The organism is Bradyrhizobium sp. NP1, from assembly GCF_030378205.1.
Lineage (GTDB): Bacteria > Pseudomonadota > Alphaproteobacteria > Rhizobiales > Xanthobacteraceae > Bradyrhizobium.
Genome location: NZ_CP127385.1, coordinates 7,410,100 through 7,434,536, shown reverse-complemented (window position 1 = coordinate 7,434,536; position 24,437 = coordinate 7,410,100). Strand labels below are relative to the sequence as shown.

The following is a 24,437-nucleotide window of genomic DNA, read 5'->3' as shown; positions in this document are numbered from 1 at the left end:
AGCGCGAAAAGCCCGGTCCTGTCAGTGTTTTCTGCACTTTCGCGGCAAACAGGTTGATCCTTCCATCATCACGGCAATTGGAAAAACGAAACCGATGAGCGCGTTCTATCGAGAGAAAGTTCTTTCCGTGCGGCACTGGACCGACACGCTGTTCAGCTTCCGCGCCACGCGCGATTCCGGCTTCCGCTTCCAGAACGGCCAGTTCGCGATGATCGGGCTCGAGGTCGAGGGCCGGCCGCTGCTGCGCGCCTACAGCATGGCGAGCGCCAATCACGAGGAGGAGCTTGAATTCTTCTCGATCAAGGTGGCCGACGGCCCGCTGACCTCCAAGCTGCAGAAGATCAAGGAGGGCGACACCATCCTGGTCGGCCGCAAGGCGACCGGCACGCTGATCACCGACAACCTCATTCCCGGCAAGCGGCTGCTCCTGCTGTCGACCGGCACGGGCCTGGCGCCCTTCGCGAGCCTGATCAAGGACCCCGACGTCTACGACCGCTTCGAGACCATTGTGCTGGTCCATGGCTGCCGCCAGGTCTCCGAGCTCGCCTATGGCGAGCAGCTGGTGGCGCGCCTGCGCGAGGATGAGCTGTTCGGCCCGCTGCTTGGCGAGAAGCTCGTCTATTATCCGACCGTGACGCGCGAGCCGTTCCGGAATCGCGGCCGCATCACCGACCTGATCACCTCGAAGCAGATGTTCGAGGATGTCGGCCAGCCGCCGCTAGACATCGCGACCGACCGCATCATGATGTGCGGCAGCCCGGCGATGCTGGACGACCTGCGCGGCATCTTCGAGGCGCGCGGCTTCCTCGAAGGCAACCACAGCGAGCCCGGCCATTTCGTGATCGAGAAGGCCTTCGTCGAGCGCTGAGGCACGGCTGTCTCGGTCCGTCGTCGAACGTCCTGCTCGTAACAGCAGACGCCTGTGCTAAGCTTCCCCCAAGGATCATTCGGGGGAAGTGCGCCATGGATTCCATCGTTCGCCGGCAGACGCTTGCCGATCTCTTGCGGCGCAGCGCGGCGCGCTCGCCCGGGAAGCTCGCGGTCATCTGCGGCGAGACGCGCTGGACCTACGCCGAGTTCAACGCGCTCGTCGACCGCCTCGCCGCGGGGCTTGCAGAGCGCGGTGTCGTCAAAGGGGATCGCGTCGCGATCCTGGCCCGCAACTCGCACGCCTTCGTCGCGCTCCGCTTCGCGCTGGCGCGGCTGGGGGCCGTGCTGGTGCCGGTCAATTTCATGCTGAAGGCCGAGGAAGTCGCCTACATCCTCCGCCATGCCGGCGCCCGGCTGCTCGCGACCGACACCGCCTTCGCCCCGATCGCCCGCGCCGCCAGGGCGCAGGCCGACACCGTCAAGGAACTGATCTGGCTGCCCTCGGAAGCGCCGAGCGAGCCGCAGGCCGACATGCTCGGCTTCGAGGCGCTGACTTTGTCGGGCGCCGCGGTGCCGTCAGTCGATCTCGCAGGCTCCGATCTCGCGCAGATCGTCTATACCAGCGGCACCGAATCGCTGCCGAAGGGCGCGATGCTGACGCATGACGCCGTGATCTGGCAGTATGTCAGTTGCGTGGTCGATGCGGACATTGCCGGCGAGGATCTCGCTCTTCACGCGCTGCCGCTCTACCACTGCGCGCAGCTCGACGTGTTCTTCGGCCCGTCGGTCTATGTCGGCGCCACCAACGTGATCACCGCCTTTCCGACGCCGGAAAACCTGCTGCCGCTGATCGCGAAGTATGGGATCACCTCGTTCTTCGCCCCGCCGACCGTGTGGATCGCGATGCTGCGATCGCCGTTGTTCGAGACGACCGACTTGTCCAGCCTGCGCAAGGGCTATTACGGCGCTTCGATCATGCCGGTCGAGGTGCTGCGCGAGCTTGCGCAGCGCCTGCCCAAGGTGCGGTTGTGGAACCTGTACGGCCAGACCGAGATCGCGCCGCTTGCGACCATGCTCGCGCCGGAGGACCAGTTGCGCAAGCCCGGCTCCTGCGGCCGTGCGGTGCTCAACGTCGAGACGCGCGTCGTCGATGAAGCGATGCACGACGTCGCGCCGGGCGAGGTCGGCGAGGTGGTGCACCGCTCGCCGCATCTGATGCTGGGCTATTTCCACGACGACGAGCGCACGCGCGCTGCCTTCGAGGGCGACTGGTTCCACTCCGGCGATCTCGCCACGATCGACGAGGAGGGCTACATCACCATCGTCGATCGCAAGAAGGACATGATCAAGACCGGCGGCGAGAACGTCGCCAGCCGCGAGGTCGAGGAGGCGCTCTACCACATGCCGCAGGTGTCGGAAGTCGCCGTGATCGGCCTGCCGCATCCGCGCTGGGTCGAGGCGGTGGTGGCGGTCATCGTCGTGAAGTCGGGCGCCAGCCTGACCGAGCAGGAGGTTCTCAAGCATGCCACTGCAAAGCTCGCCTCGTTCAAGGCGCCCAAACGCGTCGTGTTTGCGGAGGCGCTGCCGAAGAATCCGAGCGGCAAGCTTCTGAAGCGGCAGTTGCGGGAGACCCACGCCGGCCTGTTTGCCAACGGCTGACGGCGGCGCGGCGACGAGGGGATTGGGGGGACATCGTGTCGGGTCGAACGAACACAGGGAAAACCGCCTTTGTATTGGCGGGCGGCGGCAGCTTCGGGGCCATCCAGGTCGGGATGCTGCATTCGCTCGCCAAGCACGGCATCGGCGCCGACATGGTGGTCGGCTCGAGCGTCGGCGCAATCAACGGCGCCTTCTACGCCGGCACCCCGACGCTGAAGGGCGTGCTGCGGCTGGAGCAGATATGGAAGGCGTTGCACCGGCGCGACGTCTTCCCGGTGACCTGGCGCACGCTGCTCGGCTTCCTCTGGCGTCGCGACTTCCTGATCACGCATGACGGCATTCGCAAGCTGATCGACGATCACATCCCCTATCGCAACCTGGAGGACGCGAAGCTCCCGGTGCATATCGTCACGACCGACATCATCACCGGCGACAGCGTGGTGTTCTCGGACGGCTCGGTGGCCGACGCCATCGTCGCCTCCACCTCGATCCCCGGCGCGTTTTCGCCGATCCACTACCGCGATCACTTTCTCGCCGACGGCGCAGTGTCCAGCAACACCCCGGTCCGGATCGCGGTCAGGGAGGGCGCGACCCGGCTGATCGTGCTGCCGACCGGTTACGCCTGCGCGACCGATGCGCCGCCGGTCGGCGCGGTCGCCAATGCGTTGCATGCACTGACCCTTCTGATCGCCCGCCAGCTCGTCAGCGAGCTCGAAAACCTCGATCCGGCGATCGAATATTATGTCGTGCCGCCGCTTTGCCCGCTGGTCGGATCACCTTATGATTTCTCGCGCACGGCCGATCACATCGAGCGCGCCAAGGCGGCGACCGACGCCTGGATCGCGGCAAGCGGCCTCGAAAAGCGGCTCATTCCGCACGAGCTGCGGCCGCACAGCCATTGATCCCGCGGCCCACGCTGCACCGCAAAAGCGCGCCCCGGCCAACCACACCGGCTAGCCACCTAACGGATTGATTCTGCGGCGGAGAATTCGGTAGCCTCCGTGCTTGGCGTCTGTCATATCGACGAGCGGTATGCCGGATATCGTGCGCCGGGCGGCCTGACGCCGGACCAGGTCGCCAGCACGAATAACAAGAACGGTACGGCAGAATTGCCCGAGGGGTGCCATGGAAACCTTGCTGCTTCCGTTCTCGCCGCGCTTCATCGTTCTCACCATCTGCGCCGTGGCGACAGCCCTCCTGCTCGGTGTCGGCATCTTCGATCACAATCCCAAGGCGCTCGACATCGTGCTCATACCGCTGCTCATTTTCGGCGGGCTCACGGTGCTCGGCATCCGCGACCTGACGCAGAAGAACCACGCGGTTTTGCGCAACTATCCGATCGCGGCGCATATGCGCTTCCTGCTCGAAGAGATCCGCCCGGAAATGCGGCAGTATTTCTTCGAGAGCGAAAAGGACGGCATGCCGTTCTCCCGCGACATCCGCGCGGTCGTCTATCAGCGCGCCAAGATGCAGCTCGACAAGCGCCCGTTCGGCACGCAGGAGGACGTCTATCGCGAAGGTTATGAGTGGATGCACCATTCGGTCGCCCCGAAGGCTCACTCCAAGGGACAATTCCGCATCACCATCGGTGGGCCCGACTGCGCCAAACCCTATTCGGCCTCGGTGTTCAACATCTCGGCGATGAGCTTTGGCGCGCTCAGCCCCAATGCGGTGCGCGCGCTCAACGCAGGCGCCAAGAAGGGCGGGTTTGCCCATGACACCGGCGAGGGTGGCGTGTCCCCCTATCATCGCGAGATGGGCGGCGACCTGATCTGGGAGGTCGGCTCAGGCTATTTCGGCTGCCGGCATCGCGACGGCACCTTCGACCCGGACGAATTCGCCCGCGTCGCCAGCGACGACCAGATCAAGATGGTCGAGCTCAAGATGAGCCAGGGCGCCAAGCCCGGGCATGGCGGCGTGTTGCCGGCGGCGAAAGTATCGGAGGAGATTTCCAAGATCCGGGGCGTGCCGATGGGCGAGGACTGCATCTCGCCGGCGACCCACAAGGCATTCTCGACGCCGATCGAGATGATGCAATTCATCGCCACCATGCGCAGGCTCTCGGGCGGCAAGCCCACCGGCTTCAAGATGTGCATCGGCCATCCCTGGGAGTTTCTCGCGATCTGCAAGGCGATGCTTGCGACCGGCATCTACCCCGATTTCATCGTGGTCGACGGCAACGAGGGCGGCACCGGTGCCGCTCCGCTGGAGTTCATGGACCATCTGGGCATGCCGATGCGCGAGGGCGTGAATTTCGTCCACAACGCGCTGGTCGGCATCAATGTGCGCGACCGCATCAAGCTAGGCGCCTCCGGCAAGGTCGCGACCGCCTTCGACATGGCGCGCGCCATGGCGATCGGCGCCGACTGGTGCAATTCGGCGCGCGGGTTCATGTTTGCGCTTGGCTGCATCCAGTCCTTGAGCTGCCATACCGATCGTTGTCCGACCGGCGTCACCACCCAGGACCCGACCCGCGCACGTGCGCTGTATGTGCCGCTCAAGATCGACCGGGTCTATAATTATCACGACGCCACCCTGATCGCGCTGGCCGAGCTGCTCGCCGCCGCCGGCCTCGAGCATCCCAATGAGCTGCGTACGATCCACTTCTCCAAGCGCACCTCGAGCACCGAGGTCCTGACCTTCGCCCAGCTCTATCCGGCGCTGCGTCCCGGTGAACTTTTGGAGGGCACCGACGACTTGCGCTTCCGCGATGCCTGGGCGATGGCGCGCGCGGAGTCGTTCCAGCCGGTGCCGTGAGCTTTTCACCCTCTCCCACAAGGGAGAGGGTAAACCGAGCTTCCCGGGACGACGGATTTAGTGCGGGTTTTCCAGGCTGAAGGTTTCCGACTGCTCGTCATAGGCGAACAGCTCGGCATAGCGGCCCCATGACACGATGGTCTTCAGCGTCTCGTCGGCATAGTCCTCGGACATGTAGTCCTCGAGCTCGTTGCGGAAGCGTGCCGCGGGCGCGGTGTGCGACGGCCGCTCGTCGAGCACCCGGCGGATCAGGCCCATGACCGGCACGTAGTTGACGAGATGTTCGGCAAACATTTTTTTGCGCGCGTCGGTGTCGAGCGTGGCGAAGCGCTTGCCGGCGTCGGTCAGCATCAGGTCGCCTTCGCTGAGCTGGGCGAAGCGCATGAGCTGCAGCGCCTCGCCGAGATGCAGGATCTCGTCGGCCTCGAGCTGCAAATTGCCGGCGAGCACCGGCAGGTCGGCGTGCCCGTTATAGGGCGGCGCGGCCAGCGTCTCGATCAGGCCAGACAAAACGTTCGAGGAGACGTGGTTGAGCACCAGGCCGACGCCGTTGCCATGCGCGGCCGCCTCGACCGCCGGCGTCTTGGGCTCCGGCCGCTGCGTCATCCGGGCATAGATGCTGTCGACCAGCTGGCGGAACACCGGGTCGAGCCGGTTGCGCGGATGCGGCAGGTCGACCTTGATATCGGCCGCGACGCGACCCGGGTTCGACGAGAACACCAGGATGCGGTCGCACATCAGGACCGCCTCCTCGATATTGTGCGTCACCATCAGCACCGACTTGATCGGCAGCCGGCCTTCGATCCACAGGTCGATCAGGTCGGTGCGCAGTGTCTCGGCGGTCAGCACGTCGAGCGCGGAGAACGGCTCGTCCATCAGCAGCAGGTCCGGATGCACCACCAGCGCGCGGGCAAAGCCGACCCGCTGGCGCATGCCGCCCGACAGCTCCTTCGGATAGGCGGATTCGAAGCCGTCGAGGCCGATCAGGTCGATCGCGGCGAGCGCGCGCGTGCGGCGTTCGGCGGCGTCGATGCCGAGCGCCTCCAGCCCGAGCTCGACGTTCTGCAGGACCGTCAGCCACGGGAACAGCGCGAACGACTGGAACACCATGGCGACGCCGTTCGGCGGGCCGGCGATGATCTCGCCGCGGCAGGTCGCGGCCCCCGACGACGGCGCGATCAGGCCGGCAATGATGCGCAGCAGGGTCGACTTGCCCGATCCGGAGCGCCCGAGCAGGCCGACGATCTCGCCGGATTGGATCCGCAAGTCGACATTCTCGAGCACCAGCAGGTCCTCGCCGCTGCCCTTCGGAAAGGAGCGGCAGACGCCGCGGATGTCGATCAGGGTGGATTGCTTGGTCTGGTCGAGCATGAAAATCCTCCGAGATCAGCCGAGTCGCAGGCGGCGCTCGCCAAAGGCGTAGAGCGGCCGCCACAACAGGCGGTTGAACAGCGTTACCAGGATGCACATGACGGTGATGCCGAGCACCACGCGCGCGAAATCGCCGGCCTCGGTTGCCTTGGCGATATAGGCGCCGAGGCCTTCGGCGGACAGGTGGGTCGGACCCCAGCTAGCGACTTCGGCGACAATCGAGGCGTTCCAGGAGCCGCCGGAGGCGGTGATCGCACCGGTGACGTAATAGGGGAAGATGCCCGGCAGCACGACCTTGACCCACCAGCGCCAGCCGCTCAGGTGGAGGCTCGAGGCCGCCTCGCGCAGATCTGTCGGAAAGGCGCTGGCGCCGGCGATGACGTTGAACAGGATGTACCACTGCGTGCCCAGGATCATCAGCGGGCTCAGCCAGATGTTCGGATCGAGGCCGAAGCGCACGATGCCGATGACGAAGACGGGAAAGGCGAGGTTGGCCGGGAAGGCCGCCAGGAACTGGGCGAGCGGCTGCACCCGCTCGGCGATCTTCGGGCGCAGGCCGATCCAGACGCCGATCGGCACCCAGATCAGGGTTGCAAGCGTGATCAGCACGACGACGCGGGCGAGCGTGATGAAGCCGTCGCCGATGGCGGCAACCACGTCCGACCAGCCGAGATGGGCCGACAGATAGCGCCAGGCGGTCCAGCCGGCATAGCCGGTCACGGCGAGGATCAGGAGCAGCCAGAGCGCGTCGATCACGCGCGAGGGCGGGCCACCGCCCTTGACCGGCGCGTCGAACTTTTTGGGCAGCGTGATGCGCAGGTTCGAGAACATGCTGTTGGCCGACGCAAACGGGTAGGTCAGCGCCCGCAGCGCCCGGGTGCGGCGAAACAGGTCGAGCATCCAGGAGGTCGGCGCAGCCGAGGCCGCGGTCTGCTCGAACCGGAACTTGTCGGCCCAGGCCACGATCGGGCGGAACAGCATCTGGTCATAGGCGATGATCACGAGCAGCATGGTCAGGATGGCGTAGCCGATCGCCGGCTTGTTCTGCTGCTGGATGGCGAGCGCCACATAGGAGCCGACGCCGGGTAGCGTCACCGTGGTGTTGCCGACCGTGATCGCCTCCGAGGCCACCACGAAGAACCAGCCGCCGGACATCGACATCATCGCGTTCCAGATCAGGCCGGGCATCGCGAAGGGCACGTCGAGCCGCCAGAAGCGCTGCCAGCCGGAGAGGTGAAAGCTCTGCGACGCCTCCTCCAGATCCTTCGGCACGTTGCGGATCGACTGGTACATGCTGAAGGTCATGTTCCAGGCCTGGCTGGTGAAGATCGCGAACACGGACGCGAGCTCGGCGCCCAGCACCTGGCCCGGAAACAGGTTGAGGAAGAACACCACGGTGAAGGTCAGAAAGCCGAGGATCGGCACCGATTGCAGGATGTCGAGCAGCGGGATCATCACCATTTCCGCGCGGCGGCTCTTGGCGGCGATCGCGGCGTAGATGAAGGTGAAGATGGTCGAGCAGACGATCGCGAGCAGCATCCGCATCGTCGTGCGCAGGGCGTAGAGCGGCAGGTTGCCCGGATCGAGCGAGACCGGGGTCGCTTCCAGTGTCGACAGCGGCAGCGTCGTCTGCTCGCCGCCATAGACGATCAGCACCATCGCGCCGATCACGAGGATCAGCGCGACGAGGTCCCAGATATTGGGTCGCACCACCCGCCCCAGCACGGCAGCGCGGATATCATGGAGCGTCATGAGAGGGCGGCCTCGGGCTGGAATCTTGAGCTGGAATATTGGGCTAGAATTCGGCGTGCAGGCGGCTCGAAAAGATCGAGACGGGTCCACGGTCGGCGTTATAGGCGGGGTTTGCAACAAACTGATAGTCGAATGTCAGCGCACTCCACGCATTGAGTCTCCAGGAGTAGTAGGCCTCCAGGATGCGCTCGTTGCGGTAGTTGAGCTGGCCGTCGCCGATCAGCAGGCCAAGGCCACCGGCGGCGAGGAAGTCGCGATGCGCAGCCGACAGGCCGTTGATTGCGCCGCCGATGCCGATGGTGTCGTTCGGCCGGCCCCAATAGCTGCCCTTGATGGAGAGGCCGCCGGACAGGCTGCGATCGACGTCCGTGAACGAGAGAATTTCGTTCTGTCCGTCATTCCAGCTTGCGCGCGCGAACAGGCCGACATCGGTCGTGATCTGCTGCTCGAGGTTGGCGTAGAAGCCGTATTTGAGGTTGGCGTGACGGATGCTCGCCATCACGTCGTTGATGTCGAGCGTCGGGTCGGTTGCCACGATTGACAGCGCCTGCCGATAGTTGCCGGTGTTGCCGCTGTTGGCGAAGGCGCCGAGCCTGAGCTTGCCGGGTTGATCGAAGATGCTGTGGCGCTCCTCGAACTCCACGACCGAGCCGCCGCCCCTGGTGGTCAGCACGTCGCTGTTTGGTGCGCCTGGCACCTCGAACGCGCCGGCGCGGATCGCCCAGTCCTTGCGGTTGAATTCGACGATCGCGCCACGCGTATAACCCGGCAGGTCGGCCGGGAAGTCATAGGCGCCGGATTCCCAGATCGACCAGTTCATGAAGTCGGCGCGCGGGTCGTGGGCATAGGCATTGTTGTCGAAGAAGTCGCCGATCGCAAAGCGCCCGACGATCAGCGTGATGCGGTCGATGTCACGCTTGCCGGGCAATTGGTTGGGCCCGTCGGGAACGTCCTCCTGCGCGCCGCCAAGACCCCAGGTCTGCTTCAGATAGTAGCGCTGCGGTCGGATCTTCGAGTATTCGGCACCAGCCTTCTGCGCCTCGCCGTTCGGAAAGCCGGCGATCCCGAGCGTGCCGTTGATGCCGAAACCCTGCGCCAGTTCGGGATTGAAATAGAATTCGCCGCCCTCCCAGAGACGGACGCCGAGGAACGCCGTCGTCGTCCAGGTGGTCTGGGTCTGGCCGCGGCCGGGCAGGCTGTTCGCGCCCTCGTAAGGGGAGCGGAACGACGGATAGCTCTGCGGCAGGATCGTGGTCTGCGCATGCAGGTTCCAGACGTCCGACTCGGGCAGCGCGGTGGTGCCTTCGGGCTTGGCCGGCGCCATCCAGGGAATGTCGACAAAGCGGTAATTCAGGCCGAGCTTGGCGAGATGGATGCGCGGATCGACGGTGACATTGGGCAAGCCAAAGCCGCTGAGGTCGTAGGTCCGTCGCGCCAGGTCGATGTAGTCATATTCGAGCTTGGCGCTCCAGTTGCCGCTAACGGCAAACTCGACGCCGGCGCCGGCGGTCCAGCCGGTCTGATAGTTGCCCACACGCGAGATGATGGTTACTGGCGCCGGATCTTCGTTGATGTTGACGCGGGTATGGCCCAGGGCGAAGCCGCCCGTGACATAGGGCATCCAGCGCCCGAACGCATAGCCGATGCGGCCGCGCAGCGTGCCGGTATAGTCGATCGAGCTGTTGAACGGCGCAGGTGTCACGCGCGGCGCATCCTCGGGGCTTGTGAAGGACGCATCGGCTTCGATCCCGAGCACGACATTGTTGGCGAATTGGCGGTTGTAGCCCATCTGGTAGCCGCCACTCAGGCCGATGACGCTGTGCGGCAGCAGCGCGCCCTCCAGCGGCAGCGGATTGGTGCCGGCGCCGAGGCTGCCGCCGCCATAGCCGAAATGACCGCCGATATAAAATCCGGTCCAGTCATAGACGGCGCGCAAGGCCGGCGCCTTGAGCGGCAGGTCCGCCGCCTGCGCCGGCGTGGCAAGGCTGAATGCGCCGAGCCCGAATGCGCCAAGGCAAACGCCAACGATTTTGCGGCCCGTCCTGATATCCGTCTCCCGGCGCACTGGGGCCACTGAATCCCCGTTGCACCGTATTGCGACCGATTCGCAGTTGGAAGCGAGCAGGGACGCCTGGAAACGGTTTGCCTTTGCTGTGTATCGGGCGTGCAACAGCGCGTGCCGCACGGCTCGCAGGCTTTCGGCCGTGACAGTCCGCCCGCCAGCCTCCGATCCGGCGTGCCGACGCCGCCGAGCCGCTTCGCCTTGCGTGCCGCCGTCACGCCCGTCTCTCCCCACACGACCCACGTCATCACTGCCCCTCAGCCCATTACTCTGATCGTTGCCCCGGATTGCTCCGGCTCGATCGGCCAGGGGCCGCCGGTTCGGGGCCTGATCGATCGATCCGTCCTTCGTGAAATTCCCGTCCATGGTCTGGTCTTTGCTGCGGGCAACTGCTCGCGGCCTCAGCAACTCTCCGCGCGAGCGGATTGTTGAATAAGACGGTTCAAAGACAGTTATGTGAAACCGGGCTTCGTGCGGTTCGCGAACCCGGATGCGATCTTCCGGCCGGCGCGTGGGCGGTCGCGCTGTTCATCCTGCTGCCGGGGTGCGGGAAGCGGCGGGGAGGCGACCTGCCACAGGCAGGTCAGCCTCTTGCCGTCACCGGCAACGACCCAGCGGCACACGAGCGGCTGCCGGCGGCGCCGTGCCGGTACCGCAGCCGGAAGGTTGTCGTTGGCGGGAATGCCGGACCGCGGCCTGCACACCGGGTGCGGCCGAGCCGGCCTGGATTTTGCCAGCACGAATCTTGCCAGCCTGAATTCTGCGAATGTCTCGAACATCGCTCACCTCCACTTCCGCGTCACGCGGCAGGTCGGTGAGCAAAACGCGGTGGCCTAAGCGCTCCCGCCAATCCTCACGCGGCCGTCGCCGGCGCGGTACATCTCTCTGTCTTGCGGCAGAGCGGACGCCGTCAGAACGACGAATCCGGCACTGCCAAAGGGGGTACTGCCCATGGTTCTTTCAATCGGGTTGCATCACTGCGGCGAACCGGTCGTTCGCGACAGCATTGGCGCCATACGCCCGCGCCATGTGCGAGTCAAGCGCGTTTTCCCATCCTCCGGGGAGGATCGGCGTTATCCTGGCGGGAGGATAGGGCGATGCCGAGCTGCGAGGCGGTGAGCGCGTGGCCAGCCGTACACGGCGCGCGTCCGGGCGCAGGTTTTCGTCGGATCGCGAAATATCCCTGAGACCACGGCGTCCGTCCGCATCGTCTGCGCCACCATGACGCACGCTGATGGTGCAGTCGTGCGCGCCGAAAGCGCACGACCCGCCGGGGGACGGCCGGCGGGTCGAAGATTGCGACACGGGCTGGACGGGATGCCCGTGCCGGACGTCAAATCGGCAGCGCCCGAAAGTCCGATGTGTGTCTTCAGTAGCAGGTGCGGATGCGGCCGATGTAGTTGCCGTAGCCGTCGAACTGGCGGACCCAGCCGCAGCGGCGGTAACCGTAGTAATAGGGATCGCTGCTGGCGGCGATCGCGCTGCCGACGATGGCGGCGCCGACGATGCCCGCTCCGACGCCCCAGCCGAGGTGCATGCCGTGGGCTTCGGCAGGCTTGGTGGTGGAGGCGATGCTGCCGGTGACGGCGAGCGCGGCAAGGGCGACAGCGGCAATCTTTGATTTAAATGACATTTTCAAAACTCCATCCTGTTGAGCGTGGCCGATGTGGTCCGCTTGGTGATTGGACGGAGGCGCGCAAAAGGCGGTTCGAGGCGACGTCAGTGAAAAATCGGTAATGAAAATAGATTAGCAATTACAGTGTCTTATAGAGAAACAGACTCATTTTCCAGGACCGCGCGCGAGCGTTTCGGGATCGAACCTGCCGACATCGTCAAGCAATTCGATGAAGGCGCGCGCGCCGTGGTCGAGCAGCAGTTCGCCCTTCTCGGCGGAAGCGAGCGTGGCGTTGCCGACCGCGCCGCTCGGATGAAGATCCTGCGCCTGCCAGGCGAACGGCGCCGGACGCTGCGTCGACAGCCAGCGATATTCCTTCTCCATCGCGATTGCGCGCGAAGCAAAATCCGCGATCGCATCGAGGCGCACCTCGTCGCGATGCCGTGCCAGCATGATCGAGGTTTCCACCGCGCCGCCATGGACGCCGTGACGCAATTCCTCCGGCGGAAACAGCCCCGCCGGCGCGCCGAAGCGCGACCATGAGGTGGTGACCGCCAGCATCCCGTGATGGGCGCGCAAATCCTGCGCCACCAGCATCATCGCGGCGCTGTTGCCGCCATGGCTCGTGACGATGACGAGCTTCCTGATGCCGGCGCGCGCGACGCTGGCGCCGAGCGCGGTCCATTGGCGCAGCGCGTCTTCGTTCGACAGCGTCAGCGTACCGGGGAAATCGATATGCTCGGTCGAGATGCCGATCCTCTGGATCGGCAGGAACGTCACCGGGAGGGAGGCGGGCAACAGCTCGCGCACGCGTGCCAGATAGGCCTCGCCGATCAGCACGTCGGTCGCAAGCGGCAGGTGCGGCCCGTGCTGTTCGGTGGCAGCGAGCGGCAGCACGGCGATCCAGCGCGCCGCATCGGCGGCGGAAAACGCGCTCCATCTGATCTCGGTCCAGTCGCGGGGCGGTGTCGAACTCATCGCAGGAGATGTTTCATTGTGCCGATTTGCAGGCTAGTTTGCCGAGGTCTCCAGTGTGGCGGTTCGGAAGTCCGCATCATGCCAGCCGCTCGTTCGTCATGCGGACTTCTGAACCAAAGCCACACTACGTCAATAATTTGCTAGTGTCCTTCGATTCCGATGTTCGCAAACGAGAGGCCCGCAGAATGATGCGAACTTCGGAATCGGGACACGAGCCCGGAACGCCGGCATCAATCCCTATCATGGACCAGTGGTCCGATGCCAACATTCGCACCCCATCGTAGCAGGCGCGTTTGCGAATGTTGGCGTCAAGGACCACTAGCAAATATAAGATTCTGGCGGAGTTTCGGATTTGACCTTCGCATTCGGGATGCGCGGCTAGATGGGTAGCGAATGTCAAATCCACCCCACCAGAATAAGCGACGGAGTCCAATCATGAAGGCGGCCCTCCTGCTGCGAGCGTTAACGGCGAGCCTCGTTGCAGCGCTGCTTGCGGCATGGCCGGCCGGCGCCGAGACCCTGGACAAGGTGTCGTTCGGCACCAACTGGGTGGCCGAGGCCGAGCATGGCGGGTTTTTCCAGGCGGTGGCCGACGGCACCTACAGGAAATACGGGCTCGACGTCACCATTGTGCCGGGCGGTCCGAACGAGAACAACCGCATGCTGCTGGTCGCCGGCAAGATCGACTTCTTCATGGCGGCCAACACGCTGATGTCGTTCGACGCGGTCGCCAACAACGTGCCGGTCGTGACGATCGCGGCGATCTTCCAGAAGGACCCGCAGGTGTTCCTGACCCACCCCGAGCTGAAGATCACCAGGCTCGAGGAGCTGAAGCCGCTGACGCTGTTCATCTCCAAGGAGGGGATGTCGAGCTACTTCCAGTGGCTGAAATCGGAATATGGCTTCAGCGACAAGAATGTGCGGCCCTATACCTTCAACGCCCAGCCCTTCATCGCCAACGGCCAGAGCGCGATGCAGGGCTATGTCACCTCAGAGCCCTTTGCGGTTGAAAAGGCGGCCGGCTTCAAGCCGAACGTGATCCTGCTCGCCGACAACGGCTTCAACACCTATTCGACGCTGATCGAGACGCGGGCGGACGTGATCGACAAGAAGCCGGACCTCGTGCAGCGCTTCGTCGATGCCTCCATCGTCGGCTGGTACAACTACATCTATGGCGACAATTCCGCCGGGAATGCGATGATCAAGAAGCTCAATCCGGAGATGACGGACGAGCTGCTCGCCTATTCGGTCGCCAAGATGAAGCAGTACGGCATCGTCGATTCCGGCGACTCCCTGCGCGACGGCATCGGCGCCATGAGCGACGAGCGCGTCGCGAGCTTCTTCAACAAGATGGTGAAGGCGGGCGTGGTCCGCTCCGACATCGATTACCGCAAGTCCTACACGCTGCGCTTCGTCAACAAGGCGGTCGGGCTCGAGCTTCGGCCCAAAAACTAGATGAATGCTTGCGTGGACAGCGGCAGCACGGACCTCGCCGTCAGCTTGCGCGGCGTGACCAAGACCTATGACAACGGCGTGATGGCGCTCGGCCCGCTGGATCTTTCGGTGCAGAGGGGCGAGTTCGTCTCGCTGCTCGGGCCCTCCGGCTGCGGCAAGTCGACGGCGCTGCGCCTGATCGCTGGCCTGAGCCCCCCGAGTTCGGGCACGGTCGAGGTCATCCATCATCCGGGCGCGACGCGGCCGGGGCAATCGATCGGCTTCGTATTCCAGGAGCCGACGCTGATGCCATGGACCAGCGTGCGGGAAAACGTCCGCCTGCCGCTCAAGCTTGCGCATGTCGCATCTGCCGACGCCGACGCGCGCGTCGAGGAGGCGCTGGCCAGGGTTGGGCTCGCGGACTTCGCCCGTGCCTATCCGCGCGAATTGTCGGGTGGCATGAAGATGCGGGTGTCGCTGGCGCGCGCGCTGGTCACCGATCCCGACATCCTGCTGATGGACGAACCGTTTGCCGCGCTCGACGAGATCACGCGCTTCCGCCTCAACAACGATCTGCTCGCGCTCTGGCGCAAGCTCGGCAAGACCGTCATCTTCGTCACCCATTCGGTGTTCGAATCCGTCTACCTGTCGCAGCACGTGATCGTGATGACGGCGAGACCCGGCCGGATCGGCGCGGAAATCCGCATCACAGCCGAGGAGCCGCGCAGCGAGGAATTCCGCACCTCCGCCGGCTATGCCGCATTCTGCCGCGAGGTCTCGGCCGCGCTGGCGCCATCCTATGCCGGGCAGTCAGCACTATGAGCGCCCCGCAACCCCAGGCAGGCTCCGATCCGATGCGCTTCGTTCGCATCCTGCTGCCGCTTGCCGTGCTGGCGGCCGGCACGGTTCTCTGGGAGCTCGTGGTCCGGCTCAACCACATTCCGCCTTACGTGCTGCCCGGTCCGGTCGCGGTGTTCACGACCCTGATTGCCGACTGGGGCGTGCTGTCGCAATCCCTGGGCGTCACGCTGCTGACCACGCTCGAAGGTTTTGTGGCGGCAGCCGTCGGCGGCATCGGGCTCGCGCTGCTGTTCAATCAATCAAAATGGCTTGAATACGCGCTTTTTCCCTATGCGGTGATCCTGCAGGTGACGCCCGTCATCGCGATTGCGCCATTGCTGCTGATCTACCTGCCGCAGGAGACCGCCGTGATCGTCTGCGCCTGGATCGTCGCGTTCTTCCCGGTGCTGTCCAACACCGCGCTGGGGCTGAATTCGGTCGACCGCAACCTCGCCGGCCTGTTTCAGCTTTATGGCGCTTCGCCCTCGCAGACACTGCGCCTGCTCAAGCTGCCGTCGGCGCTGCCCTATATCCTGGGGGGCTTGAGGATTGCGGGCGGGCTGTCGCTGATCGGCGCCGTGGTCGCGGAGATCGCCGCCGGCACCGCCGGCGCCGGTTCGGGGCTTGCCTACAGAATTGCGGAATCCGGCTACCGCCTCAACATTCCCCGAATGTTCGCCGCATTGCTGCTGCTTTCGGCTGCCGGGATTGTCATCTACGCCTTGCTGGCGCTAACTTCCCACCTCGTTTTGCGGCGTTGGCACGAAAGTGCGCTCGGAAAGGAAAACTGATGGCGTCCGGGAATATTTCTTCTGAAAAGATCGATCTCCTGATCTACGGGCCGATCAGGCCGATCCTCGAAAACGGCTTTCCCGACCAGTTCGTCCGGCACACGGCCGAGACCCGCGCCGACCTCGAGCGCCTGACGGCGGAGACGGTCGCGAAGATCCGCGGCATGGCCGTGACCTATCATTCGGTGCCGGCGGACAGAAAGGCGCTGTCACAATTCCCCAGGCTCGAGATCGTGTCGAGCTTCGGCGTCGGCTACGACCACGTCGATTCGGCTTACGCGCGCGAGCACAACATTGTCGTCACCAACACCCCCGACGTGCTGACCGAGGAGGTCGCCGATGTCGCCATGGGGCTCTTGATCGCGACGTTGCGCGAATTCGTCAAGGCCGACCGCTATGTGCGTTCCGGGCTGTGGCAGACGCAGAACTATCCCTTAAGCGTCGGCTCGCTGCGCGACCGCAAGGTCGGCATCGTCGGCATGGGCCGGATCGGGCAGGCGATCGCGCGCCGGCTCGAGGCCTCCAGGGTGCCGGTCGTCTATCACTCGCGCAAGCCGTCCGCCGAGGTCTCCTACAAGCACTATGGCGACCTGATCGAGATGGCGAAGGCGGTCGACACGCTGATGGTGATCGTGCCGGGCGGCGCCTCGACCGCGAAGATGATCAATGCCGAGGTGCTGAAGGCGCTCGGGCCGCGCGGCGTCCTGGTCAACGTCGCGCGCGGCTCCGTGGTCGACGAGCCGGCGCTGATCGCCGCGCTGAAATCGGGCACCATCCTCGCCGCAGGGCTCGACGTGTTCGCCGCCGAGCCGAACGTGCCGGACGAGTTGAAGTCGATGCAGAACGTCGTGCTGCTGCCACATATCGGCTCGGCTTCCGTGGTAACGCGCAACGCCATGGATCAGCTGGTCGTCGACAACCTGAAAGCCTGGTTCGCCGGCAAGCCGCCGCTGACCCCGGTTGCCGAGACGCCGGTGAAGGGGCGCTGATGAGCTTTCGTTCCGCGATCGCGCTGGCGGGATTGGCGGTGCTCGGCGCCGTCTCGCTCGCGTGGTCGCAGGACGCGAGCAGCCTGAAGAAGGACATGATCGGGCAGTGGGAGCTTGCCACCACCGAACGCAGCAAGACCTGCGTCATCACATTGAAGCCGGATACCGGGCCGCAGGGCTTGAAGCTCGAGCTTGAGCCGGCCTGTTCCAAGGCGTTGCCCTTCACCAAGGACATCGTCGCCTGGAACGTCAGGGGATTGGATATCGTGCGGCTGCAGGATGCCGCGGGCGAAGCCGTGATCGACTTCACCGAGGTCGAGACCGGCATTTTCGAGGGTCTGCGGCAGGGCGAGGGCGTCTATATCCTGCAAAACCTCGCCGCGGCGCGCTCGCTCGCCAAGTCGATGGACCAGATGATCGGCGACTGGTCCATGGTGCGCGGCAACGGCCAGGCGATCTGCGGGCTGACCCTCACCAACACCGAGGCCGGGCAGGATAATTTCCAGGTCTTCCTCAAGCCGAAATGCGACCCGGCGGTCGCCGCCTTCGCGCCGACCCAGTGGCGGCTCGAGCATGGCCAGATCCTGCTGATGTCGAAGGCCGGCGAGACCTGGCAGTTCGAGGCCGACGACAACGCGCAATGGCGCAAGGTCCCCGACAGCGCCGATCCCCTGATCATGCTGCGGCAATAGTCCGGTTTGCGCTCGGTCGCGGGCTCAAAAAAAGAATTGAGATCCTTGTCGATCCGGCCGCCCGCCGATCGTCGACTCCATAGCGAGACGGATTTGTGGCAATAAGGCCGCAGGCTCGCCCAACAGGAGTTTCACGATGCGCTTCATGTATCTCGTCAAGTCGTCCCAGCCTTCCGTCTCGCCGACGCCAGCCCTGATGGAGGCCATGGGCAAGCTTGCCGACCGCGAGATCAGGGCGGGCCGCATGATCGACACCGGCGGGCTGATGCCGGTGCAGATGGGCGCCCAGGTACGCATTGCCGACGGCAAGCTCAGCGTCATCGACGGCCCCTTCGTGGAGAGCAAGGAAATGGTTGGCGGCTACGCGATTTTCGAGCTGCGCGACAAGGCGGAAGCGCTCGCCATGGCCAGGGAGTTCATGCAGCTCCACGTCGACCACATGCCGGGCTGGGACGGCATCTGCGAGGTTCGTGCCTTCGCGACGCCGGGGGTCGACGGCGCCTGCGAGGTCGACGTGCGCGCGAAGGCCTGATGCGCCGCCGGCGTCAACGGGGCCGGCGGCCATGACGGCCGCCGACGCCGAACGCACCATCCTTGCGGTGTGGCGCGTCGAGCAGCCGCGCCTCATCACGAGTCTGTCCCGGATGCTGCGCGACGTGCCGCTGGCTGAGGATCTCACCCAGGAGGCGCTGCTCGCGGCGCTCGAGCACTGGCCTGTCAGTGGCGTGCCGGAGCGGCCCGGTGCCTGGCTGCTTGCCACCGCCAAGCGCCGCGCGCTCGATCATCTGCGCCGCCGCCAGATGCTCGCGCGCAAGCATGACGTGCTTGCGCGCGAGCTCGAGCAGGAGCAGGAGACGATGCCCGATTTCGACGCCGCGCTTGACGACGACATCGGCGACGAGATGCTGCGGCTGATCTTCACGGCCTGCCACCCGCTGTTGTCGCGCGAGGCGCGCGCCGCGCTGGCGCTGCGCATGATCTGCGGCCTGACCACCGAGGAGATCGCCCGGTCGTTCCTGATCGCGGAGCCGACAGTGTCCCAGCGCATCGTCCGTGCCAAGCGCACGCTGTCCGAATCCGGCCTTGCCTATGAGACGCCGCGCGGCGAGGAGCTGTCGCAGCGGCTCGCCTCGGTGCTCGAGGTCGTCTACCTGATCTTCAACGAGGGCTATGCCGCGGCCAGCGGCGACGAATGGCTGCGCCCGCAGCTCTGCCACGAGGCATTGCGGCTCGGCCGCATGCTGACCTCGGTTGCGCCTTTCGAGCCGGAGACGCACGGCCTGCTCGCCCTGATGGAATTGAACGCCTCGCGCATGGCGGCGCGCACGGACGATCAGGGCGAGCCGATCCTGCTGATGGAGCAGGACCGCGCGCGCTGGGACAAGATCCAGATCCGGCGCGGCCTGCAGGCGCTGATGCGCGCCCATCAGCTTGGCGGCGGCATCGGATTCTACGCGCTGCAGGCCGAGATCGTCGCCTGCCATGCGCGATCTGCAACGGCGGGCCAGACCGACTGGTCGCGCATCTGCATGCTGTACGGGCAGCTGGCGGAGCTGGTGCGCTCGCCCGTGATCGAGCTCAATCGCGCGGTTGCGGTCGGCATGGCGGAAGGTCCGGAAGCGGCGCTTGCCATCGTCGACGGTCTCATGAGCGAGCCGGCGCTCAAGACCTACCATCTGCTGGGAAGCGTGCGCGGCGACCTGCTCGAGAAGCTTGGCCGTCACGCCGAGGCGCGCGACGCCTTCGCCGGGGCCGCGGCGCTCGCCGGCAACCGGCGCGAGCGCGATCTCTTGATGCGCCGTGCGGCTGCCGCCGCAACGGCCTCGGAGCGGTGATGCGCTACTCGGCGTATTGCGCGATGCCGCCGCCGAACGACCAGTTCTCCTTGGCGACCTCGACGAGGTTGATGAACACGTCATCGCGCCGCAACCCCAATCGGGCATGAATGTCGTCGGCGACGCGCTTGAAGAACGCCTTCTTCATCGCGACGGTGCGGCCCGTGTTCAGCGTGATCTGGATCAGCACGATGTCCTTGCTGTACTGATTGCCGAGATAGCTCCCGGCGATGTTGAGATCGCCGGCCGGATGTTCGGTGATGACCTGGAATTTGTCGTTCTCGGGAACGTTGATGGTCTCCCGCATGGCCTGATAGACGATCTCGCCGAGGGTCTTGCGGAACTCGGCGGGTTTTCCCGCGATGAGATCGATGCGAACGAAGGGCATGGCATGGTCCTCCTGTTGCGGCAGAGGTAAGCACGGCATCGTTCCCGAAAAACCACCGTCTGGCGGATATCAGAGATAAGCATCGCTTATCCCGGCTCCTGAGGGCACACAGCTTCCGGAAAAAGCCGGTAGCCACCTTTCCGCATCATCCCCGAAGGAACGGATACGCCGTGAACGGCGTTGCCGGGCGATCCTGCGATCGAAGCACAGCAATCGGAGCACGCTTCATGGCGAAAGCCGTTCTCGCGATCGGTATCGAACCCGCGCTTGCCGACGTCTCAGGCATGCCGGGTCTCACCCCTCAACTGATCCGCGACTACATCAACCGCCAGTTCGACCAGTTGCGCGCGCTCGGTTATGAGGTCGAGAGCTGCCTGATCGATCTCGGCGAAACCGCCGAGGACGTGGTGACGGCGGCGCTGCGATCGAGGCGCTATGACTGCGTCGTGATCGGCGCTGGCCTGCGGCTGCCGCCGGCGCTTCTGCTGTTGTTCGAGAAGGTCATCAACCTCGTTCACATCCACGCACGCGACGCCAGGATCTGCTTCAACACCAATCCGGGCGACACCGTGGAAGCGGTGCAGCGCTGGGTCGCGCCCTGACAACCAACCGTCGTGACAGCGAATAACGGCCGGTCCCGGCCGCCCGGGCGCTGCCGCGCCCCAGCATCGTGCCAATTCGTTCATTTTCACCGGGAAACGATGTGTTTTGCCGGTCATTGCCGATCCGCTTTTGGCCCTGGCCGCCCCGTTTTGCCCGAATTTTGTCCATATGATCCCATCGTTTGCGGTCATCGTCCGGGCCTTGGTGGCTTGACCAACGGCGGAACGCCAAGGAAGCTCGCGCGGCGAATCAAATGGAGAGGCAGGGAATGGTTCGAACCTTTGGAATGGCGTCATTGCTCGCTTTGGCGCTGGCGATGTCGGCGCAGCAGGCGGCGGCACAGGATGCGCTGGGCGGCGCGCTTCTCGGCGGCGTCGGTGGCGCGATCGTCGGCGGGGCCCTCGGCGGAGGCCGTGGTGCCGCGATCGGCGCGGTCGTCGGAGCCGGGACCGGAGCTGCCATCGCCGCCGACGGCGAACGGCGTCGCGCCGGCTATTACTATTATCGTGACGGTTGCTACATCCAGCGCGGCGACGGCTACTGGACCCGCGTCTCGCCGCGCTACTGCTACTGACGCGCGCAAATCTCTTTTCGACCAACGGCGGCCCTGGTGGCCGCCGTTGTGCTGTCCGGGCTGTTTCGCTAGATCAGCTTCATCCCCTTCAGGCTGGCATGCCCGCCTCGGCCCACAATGATGTGGTCGTGCACGGCAATGCCGAGCGGCTTTGCGATCTCGACGATCGCGCGTGTCATCTGGATGTCGGCCTGCGACGGCGAAGGATCGCCCGAGGGGTGGTTGTGCACCAGGATGATCGCGGTCGCCGACACCTCCAGCGCGCGCTTGATCACCTCCCGCGGATAGACCGGGGTATGGTCGATCGTGCCGGTCTGCTGCACCTCGTCGGCGATCAGCCGGTTGCGCTTGTCGAGGAACAGGATGCGGAACTGCTCCTTGTCCGCGAACGCCTGCGAGGTGCGGCAATAGCCGATCACGTCGTTCCACGATGACAGCGAGACCCGCTCGGGCAGCGCGCCCTTGGCGATGCGCGTGGCCGCCGCCGCGATCAGCTTGATCTGGTTGATCGAGGCTTCCCCGATGCCGTCGACCTCGCGCAACAGCGTCTCGGGCGCATGCATGACCTCGGCAAAGGAGCCGAATTTCTTCAGCAGCGATTTGGCGAGCGGCTTGGTGTCGCGCCGGGGCAGCGCGGCGAACAGCGCCATTTCCAACAGCTCATAGTCGCTCAGCGCATCCGGACCTGCGCTGCGGAAGCGCTCGCGCAGCCGCTCCCGATGGCCGAGATAATGCGGCTTTTCGGGATCCTCGTCCGGCGGTTTTGTCGGCGTGGGCATGGGGCGCCACAGCATGCCCGGCGTTGCGGCTTTTGCAAGGGCCGGAGGAGCGGCGGCCGTCGTCCCGGCCGCGGCTTCACAATCGAATCAGCCTTCGGTTTTAGCGAAGGCTATTGCCGAATCTTCCGCATTGTGCCCGGTCGCGATCGGCGCGAAGGAAATGCCCATGGATCAGTCGACCACCATCATTGCGCTGGTCACCGCGACATTTTTCGTCGCCGGTATCGTCAAGGGCGTCACCGGCATGGGTCTTCCCACGGTCGCGATGGGGGTATTGGGCGCGTTCATGTCGCCGCTATCAGCCGCCTCGCTGTTGCTGATGCCGTCCTTCGTCACCAACATCTGGCAGCTCGTCACCGGGCCGAACTTCGCGGCGCTGATGGTGCGGCTCTGGCCAATGATGTCAGGCATCGTGGTCGGCACCGTCGCCGGCGCCGGGCTTTTGACCAGCGTCAACACAGCCTGGACCACGGCCGCCCTGGGCGCGGCGCTGGCGGCCTATGCGCTGCTTGCCCTGCTGGCGCCGCCCTTCTCGGTGCCGGCGCGAATCGAGCGCTGGGCCTCGCCGCTCGTTGGCCTCGTGACCGGTCTTGTCACCGGCGGAACCGGCGTGTTCGTGATTCCCGCCGTTCCCTATCTGCAGTCGCTGGGGCTCGGCAGGGACGACCTGATCCAGGCGCTCGGCCTGTCGTTCACGATCTCCACGATTGCGCTCGGCCTTGGGCTCTCGGGAAGCGGTGCTTTCCATGCCACCAGCATCCTTTCCTCCATGCTCGCGATCGTGCCGGCGCTGGCGGGCATGTGGTTCGGCACCGCGATCCGCGGCCGGATCAGCCCACCGGCCTTCCGTCGCTGGTTCCTGATCTGCCTGGTGCTGCTCGGCCTCGATCTGCTGCTGCGGCCGCTGCTGTGAGTGCGGCGATGTGTTGCGTCGCAACATCGAGCGCCCTTCGTTCAGTCTTGAAGGCTGCGCGGTTAGCGAAGTTTTATCATCGAAAAACATTTTTTTGAGAGGAACGCGCATGGCCACGTCCTATGTCACGGCCGAAGGCGGCGGCGCCTTCGATCACAGCGTCCAGCTCCGCCGCGCGGTGATTGCCTCGACCATCGGCACCGCTATCGAATGGTACGACTTCTTTCTGTACAGCACGGTCACAGGCCTCGTCTTCGCCAAGCTGTACTTCCCGCATTCCGATCCCTGGGTCGGCACGCTCGAAGCCTTCGCGATCTATGCGGTCGGCTTCGTTGCCCGTCCGATCGGCGCGGCCATCTTCGGGCACTACGGCGATCGCATCGGACGCAAATCGACCCTGATCGCCACGCTGCTCCTGATGGGACTTGCGACCTTCGCCGTGGCGCTGGTCCCGACCTATGCAAGCATCGGCATCTGGGGCGCCGTGCTGTTGACGGTGCTGCGCTTCGTCCAGGGCGTCGGCGTCGGCGGCGAGTGGGGCGGCTCGGTCCTGATGTCCATGGAGTGGGCGCGTTCCGATCACTCGCGTGGCCTGGTCGCGTCATGGCCCCAGTTCGGGGTGCCCTGCGGGCTTTTCCTCGCCAATCTGGCCGTGCTCGCCTTCAGCCAGATGTCGGGCGAGCAATTTCTGGCCTTGGGGCTGGCGGGTGCCGTTCCTGCTCAGCATCGTGCTCGTCGCGGTCGGGCTCTACATCCGGCTCGGCATTCTGGAGACGCCGGTGTTCTCGAAGCTTGTCGCCGAGAACAGGATCGAGCGCACCCCGATCCTCGCAGTGATCAGGGAGCATCCAAAGGAAATCCTGCTCTCGGCCTTTGCGCGCATGGCGGAGCAGGCGCCGTTCTATATCTTCACCGCCTTCATCTTCTCCTACGGCATCGGCGCCCTGCACGTCTCGCGCGACTTCCTGTTGACCGCCGTGCTGTCCGCCTCGGTGCTGTCCTTCTTCTCGATCCCGTTCTTCGGCCATCTGTCCGATCGCATCGGCCGCAAGAACATGTACATGATCGGCGCGGCGGTGACGGGCCTGTTCGGTTTCGTCTATTTCGGCATGCTCAACACTGCGAGCGAGCCGGTCATCTTCCTCGCGATCGTGCTGTCGCTGATTCCGCACGACATGATGTACGGGCCGCAAGCCGCGCTGATCGCGGAAAGCTTCTCGGGACGCCTGCGCTACAGCGGTTCGTCGCTCGGCTACCAGCTCGCCTCGGTGATCGCCGGCGGGCCTGCGCCGCTGATCGCGACCTGGCTGTTCGGCACCTACCAGACATCGACCGCGATCGCGGCCTATATAGCGCTCTGCGCCGTGTTGACCCTGATCGCGACCGCGATGATGACCGACTACACCGGCCGGGCGATCGACAATCGATAGCGCCGTGCCGGTTACGGCTTCTTGACACCTTCACGACCGGGCGGGTAAGCGCGAACAGGGGCCCGCAAGCCGGGGCCGCGCCGTGCGCGGACCGCCTGCTGCGGA

The 24,437-nt window shown here is 65.2% G+C and carries 23 protein-coding genes and 1 pseudogene; 16 read left to right on the top strand and 8 right to left on the bottom strand.

Annotated features, from left to right (window positions below; all coding sequences use genetic code 11):
* The first annotated feature begins 94 nt into the window (after positions 1-94).
* The 4 genes from QOU61_RS35840 to QOU61_RS35825 all read left to right on the top strand — a co-directional run bounded on the left by QOU61_RS35840 (position 95) and on the right by QOU61_RS35825 (position 5,286).
* Positions 95-868 (top strand): ferredoxin--NADP reductase, encoded by a 774-nt coding sequence (locus QOU61_RS35840; protein ID WP_289655880.1) that lies wholly within the window; start codon positions 95-97, stop codon positions 866-868.
* Positions 869-963: 95 nt separating this feature from the next.
* Positions 964-2,529 carry an acyl-CoA synthetase gene (locus tag QOU61_RS35835; protein WP_289655879.1) on the top strand — a complete coding sequence of 522 codons (1,566 nt, stop codon included), beginning with the start codon at positions 964-966 and terminating at the stop codon, positions 2,527-2,529.
* 35 nt (positions 2,530-2,564) lie between these two features.
* Positions 2,565-3,431, top strand: coding sequence for a patatin-like phospholipase family protein (locus QOU61_RS35830; protein WP_289655878.1), 867 nt, complete (start codon positions 2,565-2,567; stop codon positions 3,429-3,431).
* Positions 3,432-3,654: 223 nt separating this feature from the next.
* Complete coding sequence (locus QOU61_RS35825; RefSeq protein WP_289655877.1) at positions 3,655-5,286, top strand: FMN-binding glutamate synthase family protein; 1,632 nt, start codon at positions 3,655-3,657, stop codon at positions 5,284-5,286.
* A 57-nt stretch (positions 5,287-5,343) separates the two neighbouring features.
* Here the strand turns inward: QOU61_RS35825 and QOU61_RS35820 are convergent, their stop codons facing one another.
* The 6 genes from QOU61_RS35820 to QOU61_RS35795 form a co-directional block, all read right to left on the bottom strand.
* Positions 5,344-6,657, bottom strand: coding sequence for an ABC transporter ATP-binding protein (locus QOU61_RS35820; protein ID WP_289655876.1), 1,314 nt, complete (start codon positions 6,655-6,657; stop codon positions 5,344-5,346).
* A 15-nt stretch (positions 6,658-6,672) separates the two neighbouring features.
* Entirely contained in the window at positions 6,673-8,409 is a 1,737-nt protein-coding gene (locus QOU61_RS35815) for an ABC transporter permease (RefSeq protein ID WP_289655875.1), read from the bottom strand.
* A gap of 43 nt (positions 8,410-8,452) precedes the next feature.
* Positions 8,453-10,483, bottom strand: coding sequence for a carbohydrate porin (locus QOU61_RS35810; RefSeq protein WP_502876859.1), 2,031 nt, complete (start codon positions 10,481-10,483; stop codon positions 8,453-8,455).
* Positions 10,484-10,923: 440 nt separating this feature from the next.
* Positions 10,924-11,250 (bottom strand): hypothetical protein, encoded by a 327-nt coding sequence (locus QOU61_RS35805; RefSeq protein ID WP_289655874.1) that lies wholly within the window; start codon positions 11,248-11,250, stop codon positions 10,924-10,926.
* 590 nt (positions 11,251-11,840) lie between these two features.
* On the bottom strand, positions 11,841-12,104 hold the full coding sequence (locus QOU61_RS35800; protein ID WP_289655873.1) for a hypothetical protein: 264 nt from the start codon (positions 12,102-12,104) through the stop codon (positions 11,841-11,843).
* Positions 12,105-12,251: 147 nt separating this feature from the next.
* Positions 12,252-13,064 carry a creatininase family protein gene (locus QOU61_RS35795; protein WP_289655872.1) on the bottom strand — a complete coding sequence of 271 codons (813 nt, stop codon included), beginning with the start codon at positions 13,062-13,064 and terminating at the stop codon, positions 12,252-12,254.
* Positions 13,065-13,499: 435 nt separating this feature from the next.
* Between QOU61_RS35795 and QOU61_RS35790 the strand changes: the two genes are divergently transcribed.
* From QOU61_RS35790 to QOU61_RS35760, 7 genes are all read left to right on the top strand, one after another.
* A complete protein-coding gene (locus tag QOU61_RS35790) occupies positions 13,500-14,519 on the top strand; it encodes an ABC transporter substrate-binding protein (protein WP_289655871.1) in 1,020 nt (339 codons plus the stop codon).
* The gene (locus QOU61_RS35785; protein ID WP_289655870.1) at positions 14,520-15,320 is read left to right on the top strand and encodes an ABC transporter ATP-binding protein; all 801 of its coding nucleotides are present in this window, start codon (positions 14,520-14,522) and stop codon (positions 15,318-15,320) included.
* The gene (locus QOU61_RS35780) at positions 15,317-16,129 is read left to right on the top strand and encodes an ABC transporter permease (protein ID WP_289655869.1); all 813 of its coding nucleotides are present in this window, start codon (positions 15,317-15,319) and stop codon (positions 16,127-16,129) included. The genes QOU61_RS35785 and QOU61_RS35780 overlap by 4 nt, the downstream gene beginning before the upstream one ends.
* Entirely contained in the window at positions 16,129-17,118 is a 990-nt protein-coding gene (locus QOU61_RS35775; protein ID WP_289655868.1) for a 2-hydroxyacid dehydrogenase, read from the top strand. Before QOU61_RS35780 ends, QOU61_RS35775 begins: the two co-directional genes overlap by 1 nt.
* Entirely contained in the window at positions 17,118-17,810 is a 693-nt protein-coding gene (locus QOU61_RS35770) for an AprI/Inh family metalloprotease inhibitor (protein WP_289655867.1), read from the top strand. Before QOU61_RS35775 ends, QOU61_RS35770 begins: the two co-directional genes overlap by 1 nt.
* Positions 17,811-17,946: 136 nt before the next feature.
* The gene (locus QOU61_RS35765) at positions 17,947-18,342 is read left to right on the top strand and encodes a YciI family protein (protein ID WP_289655866.1); all 396 of its coding nucleotides are present in this window, start codon (positions 17,947-17,949) and stop codon (positions 18,340-18,342) included.
* A 31-nt stretch (positions 18,343-18,373) separates the two neighbouring features.
* Positions 18,374-19,645, top strand: a complete 1,272-nt coding sequence (locus tag QOU61_RS35760) for an RNA polymerase sigma factor (RefSeq protein WP_289655865.1) — start codon at positions 18,374-18,376, stop codon at positions 19,643-19,645.
* 4 nt (positions 19,646-19,649) lie between these two features.
* Here QOU61_RS35760 and QOU61_RS35755 read toward each other — a convergent pair whose 3' ends face one another.
* Entirely contained in the window at positions 19,650-20,033 is a 384-nt protein-coding gene (locus QOU61_RS35755; protein ID WP_289655864.1) for a tautomerase family protein, read from the bottom strand.
* A 227-nt stretch (positions 20,034-20,260) separates the two neighbouring features.
* Here QOU61_RS35755 and QOU61_RS35750 point away from each other — a divergent pair, with 227 nt between their 5' ends.
* Both QOU61_RS35750 and QOU61_RS35745 read left to right on the top strand, forming a co-directional pair.
* A complete protein-coding gene (locus QOU61_RS35750; protein WP_289655863.1) occupies positions 20,261-20,635 on the top strand; it encodes a hypothetical protein in 375 nt (124 codons plus the stop codon).
* Between the two features lie 269 nt (positions 20,636-20,904).
* On the top strand, positions 20,905-21,210 hold the full coding sequence (locus QOU61_RS35745) for a YMGG-like glycine zipper-containing protein (protein ID WP_289655862.1): 306 nt from the start codon (positions 20,905-20,907) through the stop codon (positions 21,208-21,210).
* Positions 21,211-21,278: 68 nt separating this feature from the next.
* Here the strand turns inward: QOU61_RS35745 and radC are convergent, their stop codons facing one another.
* Complete coding sequence (gene radC, locus QOU61_RS35740) at positions 21,279-21,989, bottom strand: RadC family protein (RefSeq protein WP_289655861.1); 711 nt, start codon at positions 21,987-21,989, stop codon at positions 21,279-21,281.
* A 160-nt stretch (positions 21,990-22,149) separates the two neighbouring features.
* On the opposite strand from radC, the gene QOU61_RS35735 reads away from it, so the two are divergent.
* The 3 genes and pseudogenes from QOU61_RS35735 (at position 22,150) to QOU61_RS35725 (ending at position 24,332) form a co-directional block, all read left to right on the top strand.
* A complete protein-coding gene (locus tag QOU61_RS35735) occupies positions 22,150-22,902 on the top strand; it encodes a sulfite exporter TauE/SafE family protein (RefSeq protein WP_502876858.1) in 753 nt (250 codons plus the stop codon).
* Between the two features lie 109 nt (positions 22,903-23,011).
* Positions 23,012-23,539 (top strand): annotated as a pseudogene (locus QOU61_RS35730) (MFS transporter); the annotation flags it as partial.
* A gap of 70 nt (positions 23,540-23,609) precedes the next feature.
* Entirely contained in the window at positions 23,610-24,332 is a 723-nt protein-coding gene (locus tag QOU61_RS35725; protein ID WP_289655859.1) for an MFS transporter, read from the top strand.
* Positions 24,333-24,437 lie beyond the last annotated feature (105 nt).